The sequence below is a fragment of the Kitasatospora phosalacinea genome (genome assembly GCF_000716545.1).
In the GTDB taxonomy this organism is placed as follows: Bacteria; Actinomycetota; Actinomycetes; order Streptomycetales; family Streptomycetaceae; genus Kitasatospora; species Kitasatospora phosalacinea.
In genome coordinates this window covers 128,979-151,000 of the sequence record NZ_JNWZ01000002.1, presented here as the reverse complement: position 1 = coordinate 151,000, position 22,022 = coordinate 128,979, and the positions used below count along the sequence as shown (strand labels likewise).

The following is a 22,022-nucleotide window of genomic DNA, read 5'->3' as shown; positions in this document are numbered from 1 at the left end:
GCGGACCCGGAGCGCCCCCGAGGACGGGTCGGGGGCGCTCCGCCCTTCGCCGCGCCCGGGGGCTCCCGGTCTCCGGGGGCCGTCAGGGGGTGAGCACCAGCTTGCCGAACACGTCCCCGCGCTCCAGCCGGGCGAACGCCTCCCGGGCCCCGGTCAGCGGCAGCACCGAGTCGATCACCGGCCGCACCCCGGAGTTGGCGCACAGCGCCAGCAGGCCGGCCAGCTCCTCCTTGGAGCCCATGGTGGAGCCGACCACCTTGAGCTGCAGGAAGAAGATCCGGTTCAGCTCGGTGGACTTCGGGTTCGGCCCGCTGGTCGCCCCCGAGATCACGATGGTGCCGCCGGGGCGCAGCGACTTCACCGAGTGCGACCAGGTCGCCGCGCCGACGGTCTCCATCACCGCGTCCACCCGCTCCGGCAGCCGGGCCCCGCTCTCGAACGCCGCGTCCGCGCCGAGCTCCACCGCCCGGGCCCGCTTCGCCTCGTCCCGCCCGGTGACCCACACCCGCAGCCCGGCCGCCTTGGCCAGCACCACCAGCGCGGTCGACACCCCGCCGCCGGCGCCCTGCACCAGGACCGTGTCGCCGGGCTTCACGCCCGCGTTGGTGAACAGCATCCGGTACGCGGTCAGCCAGGCGGTGGGCAGGCAGGCGGCCTGCTCGAAGCTCAGCTCCGCCGGCTTGGGCAGCAGGTTCCAGGTCGGCACCGCGACGCGCTGGGCGAAGGTGCCCTGGTAGCGCTCGGTCAGGATGGACGGCGACTCGTCCGGGCCCACGCCGTGGCCGCTCTGGCCGACCACCGAGTGGATGACCACCTCGTTGCCGTCCTCGTCGACGCCGGCGGCGTCGCAGCCGAGCACCATGGGCAGCCGTTCGGCGGGCAGTCCGACCCCGCGCAGCGACCACAGGTCGTGGTGGTTCAGCGTGGCGGCCTTCACCGTCACCACGCTCCACCCCGGCCGGGCCACCGGTTCGGGCACCTCGCCCAACTCCAGTGCGCTGAGCGGGTCGTCGGGACTGATGCGGGCGGCGTAGGCAGCGAACATGCCCGGACCATAACCGGGCGGCCCCCCGCGTGTTAACCGCGACTCACTGTGAACGTCCCCATATTGCTTTTCCGGGGCCGCCGCCGTGCGCCCGCGGCGGGAGCCGCCCCCGGACGAGTCCCGGGGCGGCTCCCGGTGCCGCGCTCCCCGTCAGATCCGGGCGAGCCCCTCCGCCTTGGCGGCCTCCGCGACGGCACGGGTGACCGCCGGGGCGACCCGCTCGTCGAAGGGCGACGGGATGACCTTCTGCGGCGTCAGCTCGTCGGCGACGACGCCCGCCAGGGCCTTGGCCGCGGCGAGCTTCATGCCCTCGGAGATCCGGCTGGCCCGGACCGAGAGCGCGCCGGCGAAGATGCCCGGGAAGGCCAGCACGTTGTTGATCTGGTTCGGGAAGTCGGAGCGCCCGGTGGCGACCACCGCCGCGTACCGGTGGGCGACCTCGGGGTGGATCTCCGGGGTGGGGTTGGCCATCGCGAAGACGAAGCAGCCGGGCGCCATGGTGGCCACGGCCTCCTCCGGGACGGTGCCGCCGGAGACGCCGATGAACACGTCCGCGCCGTTCAGCGCGTCGGTCAGGCTGCCCTTGAGGCCGGTGCGGTTGGTGAGCGCCGCGATCTCCGCCTTGACGTCGGTGAGGTCCTCGCGGCCCTGGTGGACCACGCCGCGGCGGTCGCAGACGGCGACGTCGCCGATGCCGGCGGCGAGCAGCATCTTGGCGATCGCGATGCCGGCCGCGCCGGCCCCGGAGATGACCGCGCGCAGGTCGCCGACCCGGCGGCCGGTCACCGCGGCGGCGTTCCACAGGGCGGCGGTGGTGACGATCGCGGTGCCGTGCTGGTCGTCGTGGAAGACCGGGATGTCGAGCCGCTCCTGGAGCCGCTTCTCGATCTCGAAGCAGCGGGGGGCGGAGATGTCCTCCAGGTTGACGCCGCCGAAGGACGGGGCGAGCCGGACCACGGTCTCGACGATCTCGTCGACGCCGGTGCAGGCCAGCGCGATCGGCACCGCGTCGACGCCGCCGAACTGCTTGAACAGGATGGCCTTGCCCTCCATCACGGGCAGCGAGGCCTCCGGGCCGATGTCGCCGAGGCCGAGCACCGCGGTGCCGTCGGTGACGACCGCGACGGTGTTGGCCTTCCAGGTGTAGTCGTTGACCAGGGCGGGCTGTTCGGCGATGGCGGTGCAGACCCGGGCCACGCCCGGGGTGTAGGCGAGCGACAGGTCGTCCGCGTCGCGGACCGGGACGGTCGCCCGGACCTCCATCTTGCCGCCGCGGTGGAGCGCGAAGACGGCGTCGACCGGGTCGTCCGTGCTCTGGGTGTCGGTGATGATCTCCGCTGCCACAATGACCTCTTCGTCATGTATCGGCGAAGGCGCGCGTCCGACGGGCTTTCGACCCGTCCGCGCGCCGATGCGCGAGTACGGGCGCGCCGCCTGCGGCGCACCCGTGTCCGGGTCGGGGCGCAGCCGTCGGGCGGCGCCCTCGGGGTGAGGGTTTAGGTGTTCTGCGTTGTTCGTCCGGACGCCGGCACCGCACCTGTGCCGGGTCCTTCTTGTCCGCGTGGCCCCCGAAGCGAGGGGTCCGCAGGGCACTCGCAGGAGTGAACGCAGACACGGAGGGGAGCTGGTGCTCCGGATACGGAGCCGGTGACGGCTTCCGTTCCTGGGCACCCCCGGCCCTGTGGCGAACCGGCGGTCTGAGTTCTGCGTCGGGGGTCACCCGATACGAGATTCTGACACACCCGCTACCCGGCCGAGCAGGTCGGGATGGCAATATCCGGTGTTCGACCACCGTTGTCCGGACGTTCCCGCGCACGTCGGGCCACGTCCTGCCCCGTCGCACCGGTCGCGCACACCAGCGCGCAGCGGCGGGGGCCCGCCCCCCTCTCCCACAGGAGGATCCCGATGTCGACGGCCACTCCCCCCGCCAGACCCGGCGCCCGCCCCCGGACCACCGGCGCCGGCCGGCCCGCCGCGAACCGGGCCGGCGCCCTCACCGCCGCCGCGGTGACCGGCGCGCTGCTGCTGACCGGCTGCGGCTCCGCCGCCCCGTCCGGCGGCGACGCCGGCCAGGGGTCCGACCCGCGCTCCCAACTGCCCGAGCAGGTGCGGGCGGCGGGGGTGCTGCGGATCGGCGCGGACCTGACGTACGCGCCGGTCGGCTTCAAGTCGGAGGGCAACCGGCCGGACGGCCTGGACGTGGACCTGGCCGACGCGCTGGGCAACGTGCTGGGGATGCGGGTGCAGTTCAGCGACGTGCCGTTCAACCGGCTGCGGCTGGGGCTGCAGGCCCGCGAGTACGACCTGGTGATGTCGGGGATGACCGACACCCCGCAGCGCCGGGACGGCGTCGACGAGGAGGCCCGCAAGGTCAACGACGGCCTGGACTTCGTCGACTACTTCGTGACCGGCACCTCGGTCGTGGTGGCCAAGGGCAACCCGCAGCGGATCTCCGGGCTGGACGACCTGTGCGGGCGGACGGTCGCGGTGCAGCGCGAGACCACCCAGGCCGCGCTGCTGGAGCGGCAGACCGGGGTGTGCGAGAAGACCGGCCGCAAGCTGACCGTGACCGAGACCGACACCGACGACCAGGCGCTGGCCCTGGTCGGGCAGGGCCGGGCCGCGGCGGACCTGAACGACGCGCCGGTGGCGGCGCACGCGGTGAAGAACGGGCGGGGCGGCACGCAGTTCCAGGTGGTCGGCGCGCAGTTGCAGGTGGCGCCGTACGGGATCGCGTTCGCCAAGCAGGACACCGCGCTGCGCGACGCCGTGGCGAAGGCGCTGGACCAGCTGATCCGCAGCGGCGAGTACGACCGGATCCTGGCCAAGTGGGGCCTGACCGACGGCGCGGTGCAGAGCGCCGTGGTGAACGGCGGTTTCTAGGCGGCGCCGTCCCGGCGCGGGGGGGGTGCCGGGTCGGCCGGTCACCCGGTGCATGATTATGCACCAGGTGACATGACCAGGAGAAATGTCCGGATACCGGACAGTCGGCGGTCCTGTTATCCGATTTTGATCTGGCACGGGCTCCGATTTCCCACCCACAGTGGCAGGATTCCCCACACATCGGATCCACCTGTCACCTCGGCGGAGGGTGGCGAGCACCGACCACGCTGTACCGCGCCGCGTCACCAGGCGGCGCGGCACCCCGTCCGATCCCCAAGAGGAGATCCCCATGCCCGCTGCCCGTACACCCCTGACCCGGCCGCTCGGCGCGGCCGCCGCCCTCGCGGCCGGCGCACTGCTGCTCACCGCCTGCGGCAGCAGCGCCTCCACCGCCACCACCACCTCGGGCGCCGCACCGATCCCCACCCAGGCCGTCCCCGCCGCGGCGGCCGACCCGGCGCTGGCCGGGCTGGTTCCGGCCGACGTCAAGGCCGGCGGCAAGCTGGTGGTCGGCTCGGACACCTCCTACGCGCCCAACGAGTTCAAGGACGAGAAGGGCAAGATCGTCGGCATGGACGTCGACCTCGGCACGGCCATCGCCCAGAAGCTGGGCCTGACCGCCGAGTTCCAGAGCGCCGGGTTCACCGACATCATCCCCGGCATCCAGTCGAACAAGTACCAGCTCGGCATGAGCTCGTTCACCGACACCAAGGAGCGCGAGGAGCAGGTCGACATGGTCACCTACTTCTCGGCCGGCACCTCCGCCGCGGTGAAGAAGGGCAACCCGGACAAGATCGCGCTGGACGACCTGTGCGGCAAGAAGGTCGCCGTCCAGGACGGCACCACCCAGGCCGACGAGATCAAGGACACCCGCAACCCGGACTGCGCCAAGGCCGGCAAGAGCCCCGTCCCGAACGACGGCGACCGCTTCGCCCTGCAGACCGACGTCGCCCAGTCGCTGGTCTCCGGCCGCGACCAGGTGATGCTGGCCGACTCCCCGGTCGTCGACTACGCCCTCAAGCAGACCGGCGGCCAGCTGGAGAAGCTCGGCGACACCTACGGCGCCGCCCCCTACGGCGTGATCCTGGCCAAGGGCTCGCCGCTCAGCAAGGCGGTCCAGGGCGCGATCCAGTCGCTGATGGCGGACGGCACCTACAAGACCATCCTCGACAAGTGGGGCGTGTCCGCCGGAGCGATCAGCACCTCCGAGATCAACGCCGCCCAGAGCTGACGCTCCGCCGCCCGAACCCCCCGACGAGGTAATCACGTGGAAAAGACCGACCAGGAACCGGCGAGCCGGGGCCGGCCCGAGGCCATCAAGGCCGTCCCCGTCCGCCACCCCGGCCGCTGGGTCACCGTCGCCGTCGTCGCCGTGCTCGGCGCGATGCTGCTGCACGTCCTGTTCACCAACCCCGCCCTGGACTGGGACTTCGTCGGCGCCGTGCTGCGCGACCCCACCGTCGTCCACGGCATCTGGACCACCCTGGAACTGACCGTCCTGGCCATGCTGATGGGCGTGGTCGGCGGCGTGCTGCTGGCCGTCATGCGGCTGTCGAAGAACCCGGTGCTCTCCGGCGCCGCCTGGTTCTACATCTGGGTCTTCCGCGGCACCCCGGTACTGGTGCAGCTGGTGCTCTGGAACAACATCGGCTTCCTGTGGAAGGAGATCTCGCTCGGCGTCCCGTTCGGCCCCTCCTTCTGGTCCCAGGAGTCCAACACCCTGGTGCCGGTGTTCACCGCCGCGCTGCTCGGCCTCGGCCTCAACGAGGCCGCCTACATGGCGGAGATCGTCCGGGCCGGCATCCAGTCGGTGGACGAGGGCCAGTCCGAGGCCGCGCACGCGCTCGGCATGAGCCGGGCCACCGCGCTGCGCCGGATCGTGCTGCCGCAGGCGATGCGGGTGATCATCCCGCCGACCGGCAACGAGACCATCTCGATGCTGAAGACCACCTCGCTGGTGCAGGTGATCTCGCTGGTGGAGCTGTTCACCGCCGGCCACGACATCTCCACCCGCACCTACAAGCCGATCGCCGCGATGATCGCGGTCTCGATCTACTACCTGCTGCTGACCTCGATCCTGACGGTCGGCCAGTACTACCTGGAGCGGTACTACGCCCGCGGCGCCAACCGGACGCTGCCGCCCACCCCGCTGCAGCGGGTGCGCGCCCTCTTCGCCGGCCGCGCCCCGGCGAAGCCGGCGGCGTCCGCGGCACCGGCGGGGAGCGCGGCGACCGACGGCGCGCCGGGCGGCGCCCCGGACGGGAGGAAGGACGCATGACCGACCTGTCCAAGCCGCAGGAGGCACCCGGCCGTCCGATGGTCCGGGCCGAGGGCGTGCACAAGTCCTACGGCCAGGTCGAGGTGCTCAAGGGCATCGACCTGGAGGTGCGGCAGAGCGAGGTGTTCTGCCTGGTCGGCCCGTCCGGCTCCGGCAAGTCCACCTTCCTGCGCTGCATCAACCACCTGGAGAAGATCAACGCCGGCCGGCTGTACGTCGACGGCGAACTGGTCGGCTACCGGCAGAAGGGCGACAGGCTCTACGAGCTCAGGGACCGCGAGGTCGCGCTCAAGCGCCAGGACATCGGCATGGTCTTCCAGCGCTTCAACCTGTTCCCGCACATGACCGCGCTGGAGAACGTCACCGAGGCGCCGGTGCAGGTCAAGAAGGAGAACCGGGCCGCCGCCCGGGACCGCGCGATGGCCCTGCTGGAGCGGGTCGGCCTGGCCGACAAGGCCGGCAACTACCCCTCGCAGCTCTCCGGCGGCCAGCAGCAGCGCGTCGCCATCGCCCGGGCGCTGGCCATGCAGCCCAAGTTGATGCTGTTCGACGAGCCCACCTCGGCGCTCGACCCCGAGCTGGTCGGCGAGGTGCTGGACGTGATGCGCGGCCTCGCCGAAGAGGGCATGACCATGATCGTGGTCACCCACGAGATGGGCTTCGCCCGCGAGGTCGGCGACGCGCTGGTGTTCATGGACGGCGGCGTGGTCGTCGAGTCCGGCCACCCGCGCGAGGTGCTCGGCAACCCGCAGCACGAGCGCACCCGCGCCTTCCTCTCCAAGGTGCTCTGACCCGCGCCCCCGTACGCCTCCCGACCGTACGCCCGTACGCCCCCGGTGCCCGCCCCGCGCTCCCGCGCCCGGCGGGCACCGGCGCGTCCGCCCGCACCTGTAATACCCTGGAGTCATTCGACCCGTTACACCCCCGTCCGGAAGGACCCCCGTGGAGCTCGCCTCGTACGCCGACTTCGCCGTCCGGCTGGTCAACAGCGAGGAACCCGACCGCGGCACCGACGGCCTCACCTCGGTGGACGCCGTCCGGTCCCTGTTCGGCTCCCCCTCCCGGGCCGCCATGCTCGCCGACGAGGCCGACCTGCCGCGGCTGCGCGCCGTCCGCACCCGGCTGCGCGGGGTGTTCGAGGCCGCCGCCGGGGGCGAGGACGTCCGGGCCGTCGACCTGCTCAACAGCCTGATGGTGGAGTACCCCGTCAGCCCGCTGGTCTCCGGCCACGACGACCTGGACGACACCGGCCGCCCCAACTGGCACCTGCACCTGGCCGACAACGCTCCCACCGCCGCCGCCAACTACGCCGCCGTCGCCTGCATGGGCCTGGCCATCCACCTCACCGGCCTCGGCGTCGACCGGCTCGGCATCTGCCAGGCCGCCCCCTGCCGCAACGCCTACCTCGACACCTCCACCAACCGCTCCCGCCGCTACTGCTCCGACCGCTGCGCCACCCGCGCCAACGTCGCCGCCTACCGCGCCCGCAAGCGCCAGGAGGCCCAACGGGCGTCGGCCGCCCAGGGTTGACGCCGCGGCGCCGGTGTCACGGCACGAGGTGCCGCGTCACGGTTCCCCGTCGAACGGCACGCTGACGCCCAGCCGCTCGGCGAACCGCGGCGCGCGTCCCCGCAGCACGCGCTCCACCCGGGGCCCCGGTGCCAGCCAGGCCGGCCGGGGGGCCAGCCGCAGCAGCACCCGGCCGAGCACCAACTCGTCCGGCACCGCGCCGTATTCGCGGCTGTCGGTGCGCACCAGCGGGTTGTCGGAGAGCATCCACCAGCCGCCCGGCCGCCGCCCCGCCGCGCGCTTGACCACCAGCAGGTCCTGCCGCAGCGGGTGCCGGAACAGCGCGATCGCCCCGGGCCGCAGCCGCGCCCCGTAGCGCACCAGCACCCGGTCGCCGTCGGAGAGCAGCCGGCGCATCGACGGGCCGGCGACGTCGACGACGCCGAGCGGTGTCCCATATCGCATGGTTCGAACTCCTTCTTTTGCCCTAGGCCCCCGGGGCGACGGGGATTTCGGCCCGCCGTGGGGGTAATGTCGGGCCCGGGAAGACGATCTAAGGAAGGACCCCCATGTTCTCTCGTCTGTTTGCTCCGCGAGTCACCGCCCACGCCCACTGCGACCTGCCCTGCGGCGTGTACGACCCGGCCCAGGCCCGCATCGAGGCCGAGTCCGTGAAGGCCACTCAGGAGAAGTACCAGGCCAACGAGGACGCCGAGTTCCGCGCTCGCGCCATCGTCATCAAGGAGGAGCGCGCCGAGCTGGTCAAGCACCACCTCTCGGTGCTGCACACCGACTACTTCAAGGCCCCGCACTTCGAGGCCTACCCGGGCCTGCACGACCTGTTCAACCGGGCCGGCAAGGCCGCCTCGGCCGCCAAGGCGTCCACCGACCCGGCGACCGGCCAGGCCCTGCTGGACCTGATCGCCGAGATCGACGCGATCTTCTGGGAGACCAAGAAGGCCTGACCCCGCGTCAGCCCCACCGGACACCCGGCCGCCACCGCCCCGCCACGGGGCCCGGCAGCCGGGTGTCCGGCGTTTCCGGACCCCGACCGCCACCGCTCCCCGCCTCCCCGCCCTCGCTTCCGCGCCTCCCCCGCTTCCCCCGCTTCCCCCGAGAATCCAATGGTGCTAGTTTCATTAGCACCATGTTGCTGAGACTGGACACCAAGGACACCCGGCCCCTGCACGAGCAGGTCGCCGCCGCCGTCCGCCGCGCCGTCGCCGAGGGCGAGTGCCGCCCGGGCGACCGGCTGCCCTCCGCGCGCGACCTCGCGCAGGCGCTCGACGTGAACGTCAACACCGTGCTGCGCGGCCTGCGCGAGCTGCGCGAGGACGGGGTGCTGGAGTTCCGCCGGGGCCGGGGCGTGACCGTCGCCGACGGCGCCGAACGGCGCTCCGGGCTGCTGGAGCAGGCCCGCGCGCTGGTCGCGGAGGCCGCCCGGGCCGGGTACAGCAGGGCCGAACTCGTCGAGCTGATCAGGGGGATACCGTGAGCGAACGCAAGAGCGCGGGGCCGGGCGGCCTGCTCCGGCCGACGGCCTGGGTGGCGGGCACCGCGGTGCTGGCCGCCGTCCTCCCCTGGGCCGCGAGCGGGAGGATGCCGGACCGGCCGGCCACCCACTGGGGCGGCGCCACCGCGGACGGCTCGATGCCGCTGTGGGCGGCCTGCCTGGCCCCGGCGCTGATCTGGCTGGTGCTGGGCGCCCTGGGGCTGCTGGGCCTGCGCTGGGGCGACCCGCTGCTCCGGCTCTGGGTCCTGGCCCTCCTGGGCGCGGGCGGCGTGCTGTTCGTCGGCGTGCAGAGCGCCGTGGTCCGCGCCAACCTCGACCGCACCGACTGGCACGGGGCCGAACTGCCGCTCGGCCTGCTCCTCGGCACGCTCGCGGCCGCGCTGCTGACCGCCCTGGCGGTGCGGCTGCTGGGCGGGCGCGGGCCGGCGGCCGCCGCCGCCCCCGCGCCGACACCGGCCGGCCCGGTGCTGGAACTCCCCGAGGGCGAGCGGCTGGTGTGGTTCTCCCGGGCCGCCAACCCGTGGCTGCTGGCGATGGCGGCGGTCAGCGGCCCGGCCGCCGTCGCGGCCCTGGCGGGCACCGCGACCGGCCTGCTCGGGGCGCTCCCCGGCTGGCCGGCGTCCGCCGTGCTCACGCTGCTCTTCCTGTCCGCCGCCTGCTGCTCCACCGTGCGCGCCCGGATCTCCGCGGCCGGACTGGAGGTGTCGCTCGGCGTGTTCGGCCTGCCGACCCGCCGCTGGGCGCTGAACGAGCTGGAGTCCGCCCGGGTCGAGCACCGCACCGCCGCCCGGGCCGGCGGCTGGGGCTACCGGCTCGGCCCGCGCGGCACCACCGTGATGCTGCGCTCCGGCGCGTGCCTGGTGGTGCGGGTCCTGGCCACCGGCCACGACTTCGCCGTCAGCGTCGACGACGCCGAGCGCGGCGCCGCCCTGCTGAACGCGCTGCGGGCCCGGCAGTCCGCCTGACCCCCGGGAAACCCGGCCCCGCCCCCGGCCCCGCCCCCGGGAAGCCGCCCGTGCCCGGGGCGCACCGTCCGGAGACCGTTTCCGGTGGTGCCGCCCCGGGCATAAAGGCGATTCCGGATGAAGGGGTGAGATGAGTACGCTCGACCGTATGATCCGCACCGCGACCCCCGCCGACGTCCCCTCCGTCCACGCCATGATCCGCGAACTCGCCGAGTACGAGCGGGCGCTCCACGAGGCGGTGGCCACCGAGGAGCAGCTCCACGACGCGCTGTTCGGCGAGCACCCCGCGGTGTTCGGCCTGATCGCCGAGGAGGAGTCCGGCGAGCCGGTCGGCTTCGCGCTCTGGTTCCGCAACTTCTCGACCTGGCGCGGCACGCACGGCATCTACCTGGAGGACCTGTACGTCCGCCCGGAGAAGCGCGGCGGCGGCCACGGCAAGGCGCTGCTGACCGAGCTGGCCCGGATCTGCGTGGAGCGCGGGTACCAGCGGCTGGAGTGGTCGGTGCTGGACTGGAACGAGCCGTCGATCGGCTTCTACAAGTCGCTCGGCGCGGTGCCGATGGACGAGTGGACGGTCTTCCGGCTGACCGACGGCGCGCTCGCCGAGCTGGGCTCCGGGCCGCGTTGACCGCGGTCCCGTTCGAACGGTGATCCCTCGTTCCCGTGACGGTGACGCGGGATCACGACAGACCGCCCCCGAGCGCGGTAACGTCTCGGGGCACAAGGCAGTTGAACCGAGCCAGTGGTGTTGGCAGCTCCCCGGCCGCAAGCACCGTGCGTCACCCAGGAGGTGAGGGTGTCCCAGATCGACAGCGAGCCCGGAGTGAAGGACTTCGTTGAGGTCCGGCTCCCCGCGGCGGGCGCCTATCTCTCGGTGCTGCGGACGGCGACGGCCGGCCTCGCGGCACGGCTCGACTTCACCCTGGACGAGATCGAGGACCTCCGCATCGCGGTGGACGAGGCCTGCGCGATCCTGCTCCAACAGGCCGTTCCGGGCTCGATCCTGAGCTGCGAGTTCCGCCTGGTGGGCGACGCGCTGCGGGTCACGGTGTCCGCACCGACCACCGACGGCCGGGCCCCGGAGCGGGACACCTTCGCCTGGACGGTGCTCTCCGCGCTGGCCGGCGAGGTGGACTCGACGGTCGCCTCGGACAACACGGTCTCCATCAGCCTGCACAAGAAGCGCGGCGGGTCGCCGGGCCAGCCGTAGCCAGTGACGTGTTCTCGGAACGGAACGGGTGATCGCCGTGAGTGATCTGGACCGCACAGTTGCCGTCGTACCGCCGCAGGCGAGCGTCGCCCGCCCCGCCACCCCTGACGAAGCCCTCCCGAAGGACTCCCACCGGATGAGCCAGCCGACCGATCCGAAGCCCGAGCGGCCCGAGACGGCGCCCGCGGTCGAGCCCGCGGTGGACGACGGCCCGGCGGCCGCCACCGAGGTCGTCCGTTCGACCGTGCCGGCCCAGGGGCACCGCAGCGGCGCCCCGGACCGCGAGGCGGCCCGGGCGCTGTTCGTACGGCTGTCCGAGCTGCCGGAGGGGTCCGCGGAGCGGGTGGAGATCCGCAACCAGCTGGTCCGGATGCACATCCCGCTGGTGGAGCACCTGGCCCGCCGCTTCCGCAACCGCGGCGAACCGCTGGACGACCTGACCCAGGTCGCCACCATCGGCCTGATCAAGTCGGTGGACCGGTTCGACCACGAGCGCGGGGTGGAGTTCTCCACGTACGCGACGCCGACCATCGTCGGCGAGATCAAGCGGCACTTCCGGGACAAGGGCTGGGCGGTGCGGGTGCCGCGCCGCCTGCAGGAGCTGCGGCTGTCGCTGACCACGGCGACCAGCGAGCTGTCCCAGCGGCACGGCCGGTCGCCGACGGTGCACGAGCTCGCCGAGCACCTGGGCATCTCGGAGGAGGACGTGCTGGAGGGCCTGGAGTCCGCCAACGCGTACTCCACCCTCTCGCTGGACGTGCCGGACAGCGACGACGAGTCGCCGGCCGTGGCGGACACCCTGGGCGCCACCGACGAGGCGCTGGAGGGCGTCGAGTACCGGGAGTCGCTGAAGCCGCTGCTGGCCCAGCTGCCGCCCCGGGAGCAGAAGATCCTGGTGCTGCGGTTCTTCCGGAACATGACGCAGTCGCAGATCGCGGCCGAGGTCGGCATCTCGCAGATGCACGTCTCCCGGCTGCTGGCCCGCACCCTGGCCCAGCTACGCGAGAAGCTGCTGGTCGAGGAGTAGGCGCTCCCGCGCCCCCGCACGGCCCGTACGACGCCGCAGGGCCCGTCCCCGACCCCGGGGACGGGCCCTGCGGCGTGCGGCCGTCGCGCGCGGCTACCGCTGCTCGTCGGGGGTGCCGTACAGCAGGGCGGTGACCCTGGGGTTGAGCAGCGTGCCGATGCCGACCAGGCCGAGCAGTCCGATCGCGGCGCCGACGGCGATCATCCCGCCGCCGGACTGCCACATGTAGTACGCGACGGGCAGGCAGATCGAGTTGGTCAACACGGCGGGGCTGCGGCCCCAGCGCTGCCCGCGCAGCAGCGCGCGGCCGGCCAGGACCGGCAGCAGGCCCATCAGCAGCAGGACGGCGCCGCCCAGCTCGGCGCGGCCGAAGTCGTCGGCGCCGGTGAAGCCGGCGGCCAGGTTGTAGACGCCCCAGCCGGCCATGGCCGCGCCCTCCAGCGCGGTGAGCGCCGCGCCGACGAGCAGCGGGACGGGCCGGGCGGCGGGAGCGGTGGCGGTGGCGGATTCAGCGGTCACCCGGCCAGGGTAACGGTCGGCCCGCGTCGGGCGGGTCGTAGGCTGATCACCATGCGCGCTCTCCTGGTCGTGAACCCGAAGGCGACCACCACCAGTGGCCGGACCCGGGACGTCCTGACCCATGCCCTGCGCAGCGACCTGAAGCTGGACGTCGCGCAGACCCAGTACCGGGGCCACGCGCGCGACCTGGCCCGGCAGGCGGCCGAGGACGGCTCGGTGGACCTGGTGGTGGCGCTGGGCGGCGACGGCACCGTCAACGAGGTGGTGAACGGCCTGCTGGCGCACGGCCCGGGCGAGCGGGTGCCGAGGCTGGCGGTGGTGCCGGGCGGTTCGACCAACGTGTTCGCCCGCGCGCTGGGCCTGCCGAACGACCCGGTGGAGGCGACCGGCGCGCTGCTGGACGCGCTGGCGGCCCGCCGCGAGCGGTCGATCGGCCTGGGCAAGGCGCTGACCGACGGGGAGCCGGACCGCTGGTTCACCTTCACCGCGGGCCTGGGCTTCGACGCGGGCGTGGTCGGCCGGGTGGAGCGCCAGCGCCGTGCGGGGCGCAGGTCCACGCACGCGCTCTACGTCGTCGAGGCGCTCCGGCACTACATCACCGAGCGTGAACACCGCCGTTCGGGGCCGATCTCCCTGGAGATCAATGGCCGGGACCCGGTCCCGGGCATGGTGATGGCCATAGTGTCGAACACTTCACCGTGGACGTTCCTGGGTTCCCGTCCGGTCCTCCCGTCGCCCTCCGCGTCCTTCGAAACCGATCTGGACATCTTCGGCATCACTCGAATGACCGCGTTCCGGACCGCTCGAACGGTCCGTCAGATCCTTCGTCCGCTGCCCGCCGCGGAGGGCGGTGAACGCCCGGCCGGCCCCTCCGGGAAACACCTCGTCTCCTATCACGACGTTCGGCACTTCACCTTGGTTTCAGAGGAACCGGCCCCGTTTCAGGTGGACGGGGACCACCTTGGAGACAGGAGTCGCGTCAGTTTCACAGGCGTACGGCGGGCACTGCGTGTGATTGTGTGACCAGAAGGGGGTCGCTACCTTGCACTCGAACGTTCGAGCCCCTTCACCCCATAGAAGTACCGCCTGTGAGGTAGGCGACACCGAAGAATCAAAAATTTCTTGCCGAAGGGGGTTGTATCCGGCTTCGAGGTTTGCGAACCTCTACATGGCGATCGGGACGCACCGCAGCAGGACACCGCGGGAGAGCCCCTCGAATCGCCGAACCCCCCTCAGCGAAGACCGCCCGGGCCCGATGGGCCTTAGGTCCCTTTTGCTGTTGCGGGATTCGTGAAAGCGTTCACATTCACAAGCCATTCGAGTGAGTCACGGGCCACCGCCCGCGACCGGAGGAGTTGGACGACCATGGACTGGCGCCACCGCGCTGTCTGCCGCGAAGAGGACCCGGAGCTGTTCTTCCCGATCGGGAACACCGGCCCTGCTCTGCTGCAGATCGAGGAAGCCAAGGCCGTGTGCCGCCGTTGTCCCGTGATGGAGCAGTGCCTGCAGTGGGCGCTCGAAACCGGCCAGGACGCCGGCGTCTGGGGTGGCATGAGCGAGGACGAGCGTCGCGCGATGAAGCGCCGCGCTGCCCGCAACCGCGCCCGCACCGCCTGACGCATCAGCTGACGCACCGTCAGTAGCAGTACGGATCAACCCACGATCAAGGGTTCGGCCGCGATTGGCCGGCCGAGCCTTCCCGAACGGGCCCCGCTCGATCCGCGGGGTCGACGACGCGAGCCGCCCCGGCACTTGATACTGTTCACTCAGAGCAATATCGTTGGCCTGTGGCGCTCACCGTGTGCAAGCACGGGGCGGGCGTCGCGCCACACCAGAAGCCCCCGTTCCGGCCGACTCCCCCCGACGGCCGGACCGGGTCGAGAGGCCCTGCCGACCCACCCCCCCGGTCGGCGGGGCCTCGTTTCTGTCTCCGGGCCCCGCCCGGAACCCCGCCCCCGCCCGCTACCGGACGGGGATCTCCAGCACCACCTTGGTACCGCCCCCGGGCGCGGCCACCATGTCGAAGGCGCCGCCGAGTTCGCCGGTGGCCAGGGTGCGGACGATCTGCAGGCCGAGGTTGCCGGCCTGCTGCGGGTCGAAGCCCTCGGGCATGCCGCGGCCGTCGTCCTGCACCGTGATCAGCAGGTACTCCTCGGGCTTGGCGCCGTTGTTCCAGGTGTCCGACCAGCCCTTGCCGCCGGAGGGGGCGCGGCCGCGCAGCGCGCTGAGCTCCAGGTTGCCGGAGGCGCTGGGGCCGAAGGCGTGTTCCAGGGCGTTCTGGGTGAGCTCGGTGAGGATCATCGCCAGCGGGGTGGCGACCTCGGCGGACAGGATGCCGAAGGAGCCGCTGCGGCGGGCCACCACCCGGCCGTCCTGGGAGAGTTCCATCACCATGGCCAGCACCCGGTCGGCGATCTCGTCGAAGGCGACCGACTCGTCCAGGGCCTGGGAGAGCGTCTCGTGGACGATGGCGATCGAGCCGACCCGGCGGACGGCCTCGTCCAGGGCGGCCCGGCCGGCGTCCGAGTCCATCCGGCGGGACTGCAGCCGCAGCAGCGCGGCGACGGTCTGCAGGTTGTTCTTCACCCGGTGGTGGATCTCCCGGATGGTGGCATCCTTGGTCATCAACTCGCGGTCCCGGCGCCGCAGTTCGGTGACGTCCCGGCAGAGCACCAGGGAGCCGGTGGGGGTGCCCTTGGGCTTGAGCGGGATGGTCCGCAGCGTCACCACGCCGCCCTGGGCCTCGACCTCGGTCTGCCGGGGCGCCCAGCCGCTGGCCATCTTCACCAGCGCCTCGTGCACCGCGCCGCGGCTGGGCGGCACCAGTTCGGCGGTGCTCCTCCCGAGGTGACTGCCCACCAGGTCGGTGGTCAGTCCGAGCCGGTGGTAGGCGGAGAGCGCGTTGGGGCTGGCGTAGGTGACCACGCCCTCCACGTCGAGCCGGATCAGGCCGTCGCCGACCCGGGGCGCGGCGTCCATGTCGGCCTGCTCGGCGCCCGGGAAGGGGAAGCTGCCGGCCGCGATCATCTGGGCCAGGTCGGAGGCGCTCTGCAGGTAGGTGAGCTCCAGCCGGCTGGGGGTGCGGACGGTCAGCAGGTTGGTGTTGCGGGCGATCACGCCGAGCACCTTGCCGTCCCGGCGCACCGGGATGGACTCCACCCGCACCGGCACCTCCTCCCGCCACTCCGGGTCGCCCTCGCGGACGATCCGGCCCTCGTCGTAGGCGGCGTCCAGCAGCGGCCGACGGCCGCGCGGCACCAGGTGGCCGACCATGTCGTCCTGGTACGAGGTGGGGCCGGTGTTGGGCCGCATCTGGGCCACCGAGACGTAGCGGATGCCGTCCCAGGTGGGGATCCACAGCACCAGGTCGGCGAAGGAGAGGTCGGAGAGCAGCTGCCACTCCGAGACCAGGAGGTGCAGCCACTCCACGTCGGCACCGGTGAGGGTGGTGTGGCGGCGGACGAGTTCGTTCAGCGAGGGCACACGGTGAGCGTATCGCCGACCGCCCCGGGCCACGTTGTCCAGACCAATTGCGGAGCGCCTCTGGACAACCCAGATTGGTCTAGTCCACAATGAACACGCACCAAGGAGAGGCCCTCCGCGCAACTGCCCTGACCGCGCGAGGCCGCTCCTCGGTCGGAGGCGTCGTTCGAGGGTCCCGCACAACCCTCGGACGGTCCCCGCCTCCGGCATACAGCTCCGGGCTGCGGTGCCGCACAGGTTGAGGGTCCTGTGTCGGCGCCGTGGCCCGTAGTGTTTCCCGGCCCGTGCCCGGGTACGGCGGAGCCGCCCCCGCAGAACCTCGCGGGGGCGGCTCCTTCGCGTCCCGGGCGCGCCCGGGCGTGTCTCAGTGCGTCTCGGTGACCTTGGCGAGCGCGCGCGGGGCGTCCGGGTCCTGGCCGCGGGCGATGGTGACCTCGTAGGCCAGCAGCTGCAGCGGCAGGATCTCCAGGATCGGCTGGACCTCCTCGGGCACGCCGGCCGGCAGCGCGAAGCCCGCGCTGGCGGCGTCCACCTGTTCCCGCTGCCCGATGACCACCAGGTCCGCGCCGCGGCCGCGCAGGCGGTCCAGGACGGGCTGCAGGGCCTCTCCGCCCCTGCCGTCCGGGACGATCGCGATGACCGGCGAGACGTTGTCCACCATGGCCAGCGGGCCGTGCAGCAGGTCGGCGCCGGAGAACGGCGACGCCGGGATGTAGGTGGTCTCCATCAGCTTCAGCGCCGCCTCGCGGGCGGTCGGGTAGCCGTAGCCGCGCGAGGTGATGACCAGGCGCTGGGCGAAGCGGTAGCGCTCGGCCAGGTCCTTGACCTCGCCCTGGCGGGCCAGGATGCCGGCCGCCAGCTCGGGCAGCGCCTTCGCCGCGGAGCCGTCGCCGCCGCGCAGGCCCTCGACGAACAGGTACAGCGCCAGCAGCTCGGCGGTGTAGGTCTTGGTGGCGGGCAGCGCCTTCTCCGGCCCGGCCAGCACGTCGATGTGGAACTCGGAGACCTCGGCGAGCGGCGAGGCGGCGTTGTTGGTGACCGCCAGGGTGATCGCGCCGGCCTCGCGGGCCGCCTTGGTGGAGGCCACCAGGTCGGGCGAGCCGCCGGACTGGCTGACCGTGACGACCAGGCAGTCGGTGAGGTCCGGCTTGGCGCCGTACGCGGTGGTGGTGGACATCGAGGTCAGGCCGGCCGGCTTGCCGAGCAGCACCTCGATCAGGTACTTGGCGTACAGCGCGGCGTTGTCGGAGGTGCCGCGGGCGGTCAGCAGGACGAAGCGCGGGTTGCGGGCGGCGATCTGCGCGGCGATCTCACGGATCGCGGGCGCCCCCTCGTCGAGGATGCGCTGCAGGACGGCCGGCTGCTCGGCCATCTCCGCCGACATGATCCTGCCGGGTACGGAAACAGTCTGCGGGTCGGACATCGGGGTGTGCCTCCGTGGAGAGATGGTTCTACCCCGTGGGGCGGGACGCCCGACGGGGACCTCTGAACGGCGGCGAGTCCGCACCCTCGCTGCGTGGAACTGTTCTGAGGCGATCCTACGTGCGACCGGGCCCCGGGGCACACTCCGTGACGGTGCGCCGGGGCCCGGTCTCAGGCTTCGGGACGCGGCCGGCCGGCCGGCGCCCGGTCAGCCCGCGTTGTTGATCAGGCCGTCGATCTGGGCGTCGGCCTCCTTGGCGGCCTCCTCGACGCCCTTGCCGGCGAAGATCGCGTTCAGCATGGCGGTCAGCACGCCCTGCTTCTCGACCGCGCCCCAGCCGGGGGCGGCCGGGGTGAACCAGGCGTCCTGCACCGCGTTGGCGGCCGCGGCGGTGGTGGGCTTGTTCTTCATCGGGGCGAGCTGGACCAGGTTGTTGGGCAGGGTGTCCTTGTCGACCAGCACCTGCTCGGACTTGGTGCTGGTGAACATCCGCACCCAGTCGGCGGCCGCCTGGGCGTTCTGCGACTTGGCGGTGACCGCCAGGTCGGAGCCGCCGATGAAGGACGGCAGCGGCTTGTCGTTGGGGCCGGGCATCGCGGCGACCTTGAGCACGTCCTGCAGCGCCGGGGTGCCGGTGATCGGGGCGGTGGCCACGCTCTGCTCCCAGCCGTTGGCGTAGATCAGGCCGGCCTTCTCGTGGCCGAGCACCTTGGCCTGGTCCTGCTCGTTGACCTTGAGGTCGTTCTTGTTGTACTTGCGCACCAGGTCGACGAAGTGCTGGAGGCCCTGCAGCGACTTGGGGTCGTGCAGGGTGCCGTGCCAGAGGCCGGACGAGTCGTACTTGGCGATCGCGCCGCCGTACGCGTTGACGTAGGACATCGCGGCGTACCAGTAGGGGCCGGGCAGGTACAGCGCCGAGTAGCCGGGGGTGCCCTTGTACTTGTTCGCGACCTTGTCGAGGGCGCTGAGCATCTGGTCCTCGTTCTGCGGGAGTTCCGGGCTGCCGGTGGCGTCCTGGAACATCTTCGAGTTGTAGAGGCCGACGCGGGCGCCCGCGTAGTAGGGCACGCAGTAGAGCGATTCCTTGTAGGTGCAGGTCTCGGCGAGACCCTTGATCCAGTTGTCGGAGTTGTCGAAGGTCGTGCGGTCCAGCTTCAGCAGCGAGCCGTTGACCATGTACTTCAGGGTCTCGGTGTTGCCCAGCTCGACCACGTCCGGGGCCTGGCCGGAGGAGAGCGCGGCGTCCAGCTCGCTGACCTTGGTCCCCCACTCGTGGTAGCTGAGCTTGATCTGGACCTTCGGGTACTTCTGGGCGAACTCGTCGTTGACCTGCTGGACCAGGTCGGGCCAGCTCTTCTGGGCGTCGTTCATCAGCCAGACGGTCACGCTGCCGGTCATGTCCTTCGTGTCGACGTTCGTCGGTGAAGGCGACGGGCTGCCGGACGAGCAGCCCGCGGCGGTGGCCAGCAGGGCAGCGGTGCTGAGCGTGGCCAGTACCTGACGCTTCACGCAATCCTCCGGATAGGGGCGGGGAGGTCTGCGCGGTGGTACAGACCAGATTTCCGGATCCTGGCCTAGACCATTTTGAGGCGTCAACGCGGGTGCGGTTTCGCACCCTGCTCGTTGTCAATCCGTTGTGTTCCTTGGCCCGGCCACGTCAAGGTCCGGCGGAGCCACGGCCCGCGCATGACTTTAGGCTCACTTAAGGTGACCCTCGGTGAACCGGGCGCGTCGAGCGCAATTGCCGAAATCGCCGGTGCCCGGTTTATCGGGCGCGGCGGCCGGAAAACGCCCGCCCGGCGCGGGGCGGCCCCGCCCCGGTCCGGCCGCCGGGGCGGGGCGGGGCGGAGCGGCGTCCGTCGGATACGCACGACTCACCCCGGGAGCGGGATCGGTGCCGCCGGGGGCCGCCCGCCCGCGCGGCGCCGGAAGCTGCGGCGGCGCACCCGGACGCGGCCTCGGCGCGATCCCGACCCGGCCCCCGGCACGGCCGCCCCCGGACGGCCGGACGACCGCCGGCCGGGGCCGCGGCGGGGCGAAACACCGGGCGCCCACGGGCCGCGCGGCGGCGCCCGCCGTCGGCGGGCGGGGAAATCCACGGAAGTGCCGGCCGCGATTCCGGCCCCGGCATTGCCGGGCCGACCGGAAAACCGGGGAGAGCGGCTCCGGTATTGGGCCGCGGCATTAAGCCGGAAAACCCCGCCGCTTTCGGATCGGACCGGGCCGCCCCGCGCCCGCGCCCGCGGGGGCGGGCGCCGGGGCGCGCGGGGCGGACGCGCCGCGTCCGGCGGGCCGGGGGTGCGCCCCTCGCCACCGCCCGGCCCCGGACCGGGGGTTGACATGACCGCGCGAATGTGCCGCGCGCGGGGCGCCCGCCCTCCGTTCCGGGAGTGGTCCAGTGGCGCTCCGGACATTCCGTTGCCCCGATAGGTCCCATTTCCTCCCGGACTTGGTCCAGTCCAACACGGCCGAGTCAAGCGTTGATAACGGCTTGTGCAACCGCTCTTTGAACCCTTGACGCTCGTCATTGGTCCATGCCAACCTCCAGGCGTTGGTCTAAACCAATGGTCTACTCCACCTCACGGATCGGCCCGCCGGCCCCGGCAGTTCGTATCCGTGTCACCCGGTGACGTTCCCCCTAAGGCACGACGCAGCTCCAGGCCAGTCGGCCCAGCAGCCCGGTGCCCTACCTTGCTCATCCCTCTGGAGGATGGTTTGAACCGCAAGATCGCAGCCGTGGCCGCTATCGCCACCGTGCTCGTCGCCTCGGCTTGCTCCTCGTCTTCTTCGTCCGACGGCGCCAAGTCGAGCGACATCCTCAGCAAGGACGGCAAGGGCAAGAAGATCACCGTCTGGCTGATGGACGACGCCCAGAAGCAGTGGCCGGAGGTCGTCGAGGCTGCCAAGACGCAGTTCAAGAACGAGACCGGCGCCGACGTCGACATCCAGTGGCAGACCTGGTCCAACTACACCACCAAGGTCGACACCGCCCTCCTCTCGGACAACGCGCCCGACGCGATCGAGATCGGCAACACCCAGGCCGCCAAGTACATCGACGCCGAGTCCTTCGTCGACCTCACCTCGGTCAAGAGCAAGTTCGACAACTCGGACAAGTGGCTGGACTCGCTGGCCGCCTCCGGCAAGTCGGGCGACGGCGCCAAGACCTACGCCGTCCCGTACTACGCCGGCGCCCGCGTCATGATCTACCGCAAGGACCTGTTCGAGAAGGCCGGCGTCACCGCGCCGCCCACCACCCTGGCCGAGCTGAAGGCCGCTCTGGACAAGGTCAAGGCCGCCAACGCCGGCACCGCCAACTTCTCCGCCCTGTACCTGCCGGGCAAGAACTGGTACACCGCCGTCTCCTTCGGCGCCGGCTCCTACGGCGTGGACAGCGTCATCGGCAAGAGCTCCGGCGGCAAGTGGGCCAGCACCCTGACCGACCCGAAGTTCGTCGAGGGCATCAACACCTGGAACGAGCTGCAGAAGGCGTACTCGGTCGGCGGCACCACCGTCGACGAGACCGACCAGGACGCCCGCATGGCGCAGGGCAACATCGCCGCCATCGTCGGCAACGGCTGGGAGGTCGGCTCGGTCATCGACCCGAAGAACGGCAACCCGGACCTCAAGGACAAGCTCGCCACCATCGCCCTCCCGGGCGCGGCGGCCGGCGACCCGACCCCGGCGTTCCTCGGCGGCTCGGACCTGGCCGTCCCGGAGAAGGCGAAGAACGCGGGCCTGGGCGCGACCTTCCTGCAGATCTTCACCAACACCGCGCAGCAGACCGCGCTCGCCAAGCACGCGATCCCGAACGCCAAGAACCTGGTCGACGCCTTCAAGGCCGCCGACCCGGCGAACGAGGCCGCCGGCAACGCCGCGCAGGGCAAGACCTGGTTCATCCCGAACTCCCCGCTGTGGTCCGGCACCAACGAGACCGAGCTGAAGAACGCCCTCAGCGCGATCGCCGCCGGTGGCGACCCGGCCGCCGAGCTCAAGAAGGCCGAGGACAAGGTCGTCGGTGCCCTGAACGGCTGACAGCCAACTGAACCGCAAGGTCGGGCCGGGGGGTCCGGAACTCCCCGGAGCGACCACGCACTGAGCGCAGGTTAGGGGGTGGGCAGTCCGCGATCACGCGGGCTGCCCACCCGTGCGCCAGGACCGATCAGATCC

21 protein-coding genes are annotated in these 22,022 nt (G+C 72.2%); 14 read left to right on the top strand and 7 right to left on the bottom strand.

The window, feature by feature from the left end:
• Positions 1 to 82: 82 nt before the first annotated feature.
• Both OO48_RS01790 and OO48_RS01785 read right to left on the bottom strand, forming a co-directional pair.
• Positions 83 to 1,045, bottom strand: coding sequence for a zinc-binding dehydrogenase (locus tag OO48_RS01790; protein WP_033212066.1), 963 nt, complete (start codon positions 1,043 to 1,045; stop codon positions 83 to 85).
• A gap of 150 nt (positions 1,046 to 1,195) precedes the next feature.
• Positions 1,196 to 2,389 carry an NAD(P)-dependent malic enzyme gene (locus OO48_RS01785; RefSeq protein WP_033212064.1) on the bottom strand — a complete coding sequence of 398 codons (1,194 nt, stop codon included), beginning with the start codon at positions 2,387 to 2,389 and terminating at the stop codon, positions 1,196 to 1,198.
• 561 nt (positions 2,390 to 2,950) lie between these two features.
• On the opposite strand from OO48_RS01785, the gene OO48_RS01780 reads away from it, so the two are divergent.
• The 5 genes from OO48_RS01780 to OO48_RS01760 all read left to right on the top strand — a co-directional run bounded on the left by OO48_RS01780 (position 2,951) and on the right by OO48_RS01760 (position 7,736).
• The gene (locus OO48_RS01780) at positions 2,951 to 3,928 is read left to right on the top strand and encodes an ABC transporter substrate-binding protein (protein ID WP_033212062.1); all 978 of its coding nucleotides are present in this window, start codon (positions 2,951 to 2,953) and stop codon (positions 3,926 to 3,928) included.
• Between the two features lie 289 nt (positions 3,929 to 4,217).
• A complete protein-coding gene (locus OO48_RS01775) occupies positions 4,218 to 5,159 on the top strand; it encodes an ABC transporter substrate-binding protein (protein WP_051731610.1) in 942 nt (313 codons plus the stop codon).
• 36 nt (positions 5,160 to 5,195) lie between these two features.
• Positions 5,196 to 6,206 (top strand): amino acid ABC transporter permease, encoded by a 1,011-nt coding sequence (locus OO48_RS01770; RefSeq protein ID WP_033212060.1) that lies wholly within the window; start codon positions 5,196 to 5,198, stop codon positions 6,204 to 6,206.
• A gap of 38 nt (positions 6,207 to 6,244) precedes the next feature.
• Entirely contained in the window at positions 6,245 to 6,997 is a 753-nt protein-coding gene (locus OO48_RS01765; protein ID WP_033212180.1) for an amino acid ABC transporter ATP-binding protein, read from the top strand.
• Positions 6,998 to 7,148: 151 nt separating this feature from the next.
• A complete protein-coding gene (locus tag OO48_RS01760; RefSeq protein WP_033212058.1) occupies positions 7,149 to 7,736 on the top strand; it encodes a CGNR zinc finger domain-containing protein in 588 nt (195 codons plus the stop codon).
• Positions 7,737 to 7,772: 36 nt separating this feature from the next.
• Here OO48_RS01760 and sodX read toward each other — a convergent pair whose 3' ends face one another.
• Positions 7,773 to 8,180 (bottom strand): nickel-type superoxide dismutase maturation protease, encoded by a 408-nt coding sequence (sodX, locus tag OO48_RS01755; RefSeq protein WP_033212057.1) that lies wholly within the window; start codon positions 8,178 to 8,180, stop codon positions 7,773 to 7,775.
• 104 nt (positions 8,181 to 8,284) lie between these two features.
• Between sodX and sodN the strand changes: the two genes are divergently transcribed.
• From sodN to OO48_RS01725, 6 genes are all read left to right on the top strand, one after another.
• On the top strand, positions 8,285 to 8,680 hold the full coding sequence (gene sodN, locus OO48_RS01750; RefSeq protein ID WP_030457790.1) for a superoxide dismutase, Ni: 396 nt from the start codon (positions 8,285 to 8,287) through the stop codon (positions 8,678 to 8,680).
• 182 nt (positions 8,681 to 8,862) lie between these two features.
• Positions 8,863 to 9,210 carry a GntR family transcriptional regulator gene (locus OO48_RS01745; RefSeq protein WP_033212055.1) on the top strand — a complete coding sequence of 116 codons (348 nt, stop codon included), beginning with the start codon at positions 8,863 to 8,865 and terminating at the stop codon, positions 9,208 to 9,210.
• Complete coding sequence (locus OO48_RS01740) at positions 9,207 to 10,193, top strand: DUF1648 domain-containing protein (RefSeq protein WP_245194490.1); 987 nt, start codon at positions 9,207 to 9,209, stop codon at positions 10,191 to 10,193. The genes OO48_RS01745 and OO48_RS01740 overlap by 4 nt, the downstream gene beginning before the upstream one ends.
• Positions 10,194 to 10,341: 148 nt before the next feature.
• The gene (locus OO48_RS01735) at positions 10,342 to 10,821 is read left to right on the top strand and encodes a GNAT family N-acetyltransferase (protein ID WP_033212053.1); all 480 of its coding nucleotides are present in this window, start codon (positions 10,342 to 10,344) and stop codon (positions 10,819 to 10,821) included.
• A 168-nt stretch (positions 10,822 to 10,989) separates the two neighbouring features.
• Positions 10,990 to 11,403: an ATP-binding protein gene (locus OO48_RS01730; RefSeq protein ID WP_033212051.1), complete on the top strand. Its 414-nt coding sequence runs from the start codon at positions 10,990 to 10,992 to the stop codon at positions 11,401 to 11,403.
• Positions 11,404 to 11,539: 136 nt separating this feature from the next.
• Positions 11,540 to 12,430 (top strand): RNA polymerase sigma factor SigF, encoded by an 891-nt coding sequence (locus tag OO48_RS01725; protein WP_245194489.1) that lies wholly within the window; start codon positions 11,540 to 11,542, stop codon positions 12,428 to 12,430.
• Positions 12,431 to 12,523: 93 nt separating this feature from the next.
• Here OO48_RS01725 and OO48_RS01720 read toward each other — a convergent pair whose 3' ends face one another.
• Complete coding sequence (locus OO48_RS01720) at positions 12,524 to 12,949, bottom strand: hypothetical protein (protein WP_033212049.1); 426 nt, start codon at positions 12,947 to 12,949, stop codon at positions 12,524 to 12,526.
• Between the two features lie 51 nt (positions 12,950 to 13,000).
• Here OO48_RS01720 and OO48_RS01715 point away from each other — a divergent pair, with 51 nt between their 5' ends.
• Together OO48_RS01715 and OO48_RS01710 are read left to right on the top strand one after the other, a co-directional pair.
• The gene (locus OO48_RS01715; protein ID WP_033212047.1) at positions 13,001 to 13,972 is read left to right on the top strand and encodes a diacylglycerol/lipid kinase family protein; all 972 of its coding nucleotides are present in this window, start codon (positions 13,001 to 13,003) and stop codon (positions 13,970 to 13,972) included.
• Between the two features lie 342 nt (positions 13,973 to 14,314).
• Positions 14,315 to 14,566 carry a WhiB family transcriptional regulator gene (locus tag OO48_RS01710; protein WP_014138019.1) on the top strand — a complete coding sequence of 84 codons (252 nt, stop codon included), beginning with the start codon at positions 14,315 to 14,317 and terminating at the stop codon, positions 14,564 to 14,566.
• A gap of 345 nt (positions 14,567 to 14,911) precedes the next feature.
• On the opposite strand, the gene OO48_RS01705 is transcribed toward OO48_RS01710, so the two are convergent.
• The 3 genes from OO48_RS01705 to OO48_RS01695 all read right to left on the bottom strand — a co-directional run bounded on the left by OO48_RS01705 (position 14,912) and on the right by OO48_RS01695 (position 19,364).
• A complete protein-coding gene (locus OO48_RS01705) occupies positions 14,912 to 16,432 on the bottom strand; it encodes a sensor histidine kinase (RefSeq protein ID WP_033212044.1) in 1,521 nt (506 codons plus the stop codon).
• A 364-nt stretch (positions 16,433 to 16,796) separates the two neighbouring features.
• Entirely contained in the window at positions 16,797 to 17,855 is a 1,059-nt protein-coding gene (locus OO48_RS01700; protein ID WP_033212043.1) for an SIS domain-containing protein, read from the bottom strand.
• Between the two features lie 207 nt (positions 17,856 to 18,062).
• Positions 18,063 to 19,364 carry an extracellular solute-binding protein gene (locus tag OO48_RS01695; protein WP_033212042.1) on the bottom strand — a complete coding sequence of 434 codons (1,302 nt, stop codon included), beginning with the start codon at positions 19,362 to 19,364 and terminating at the stop codon, positions 18,063 to 18,065.
• 1,227 nt (positions 19,365 to 20,591) lie between these two features.
• On the opposite strand from OO48_RS01695, the gene OO48_RS01690 reads away from it, so the two are divergent.
• On the top strand, positions 20,592 to 21,887 hold the full coding sequence (locus OO48_RS01690) for an extracellular solute-binding protein (RefSeq protein WP_245194488.1): 1,296 nt from the start codon (positions 20,592 to 20,594) through the stop codon (positions 21,885 to 21,887).
• The last annotated feature ends 135 nt before the right edge of the window (positions 21,888 to 22,022 follow it).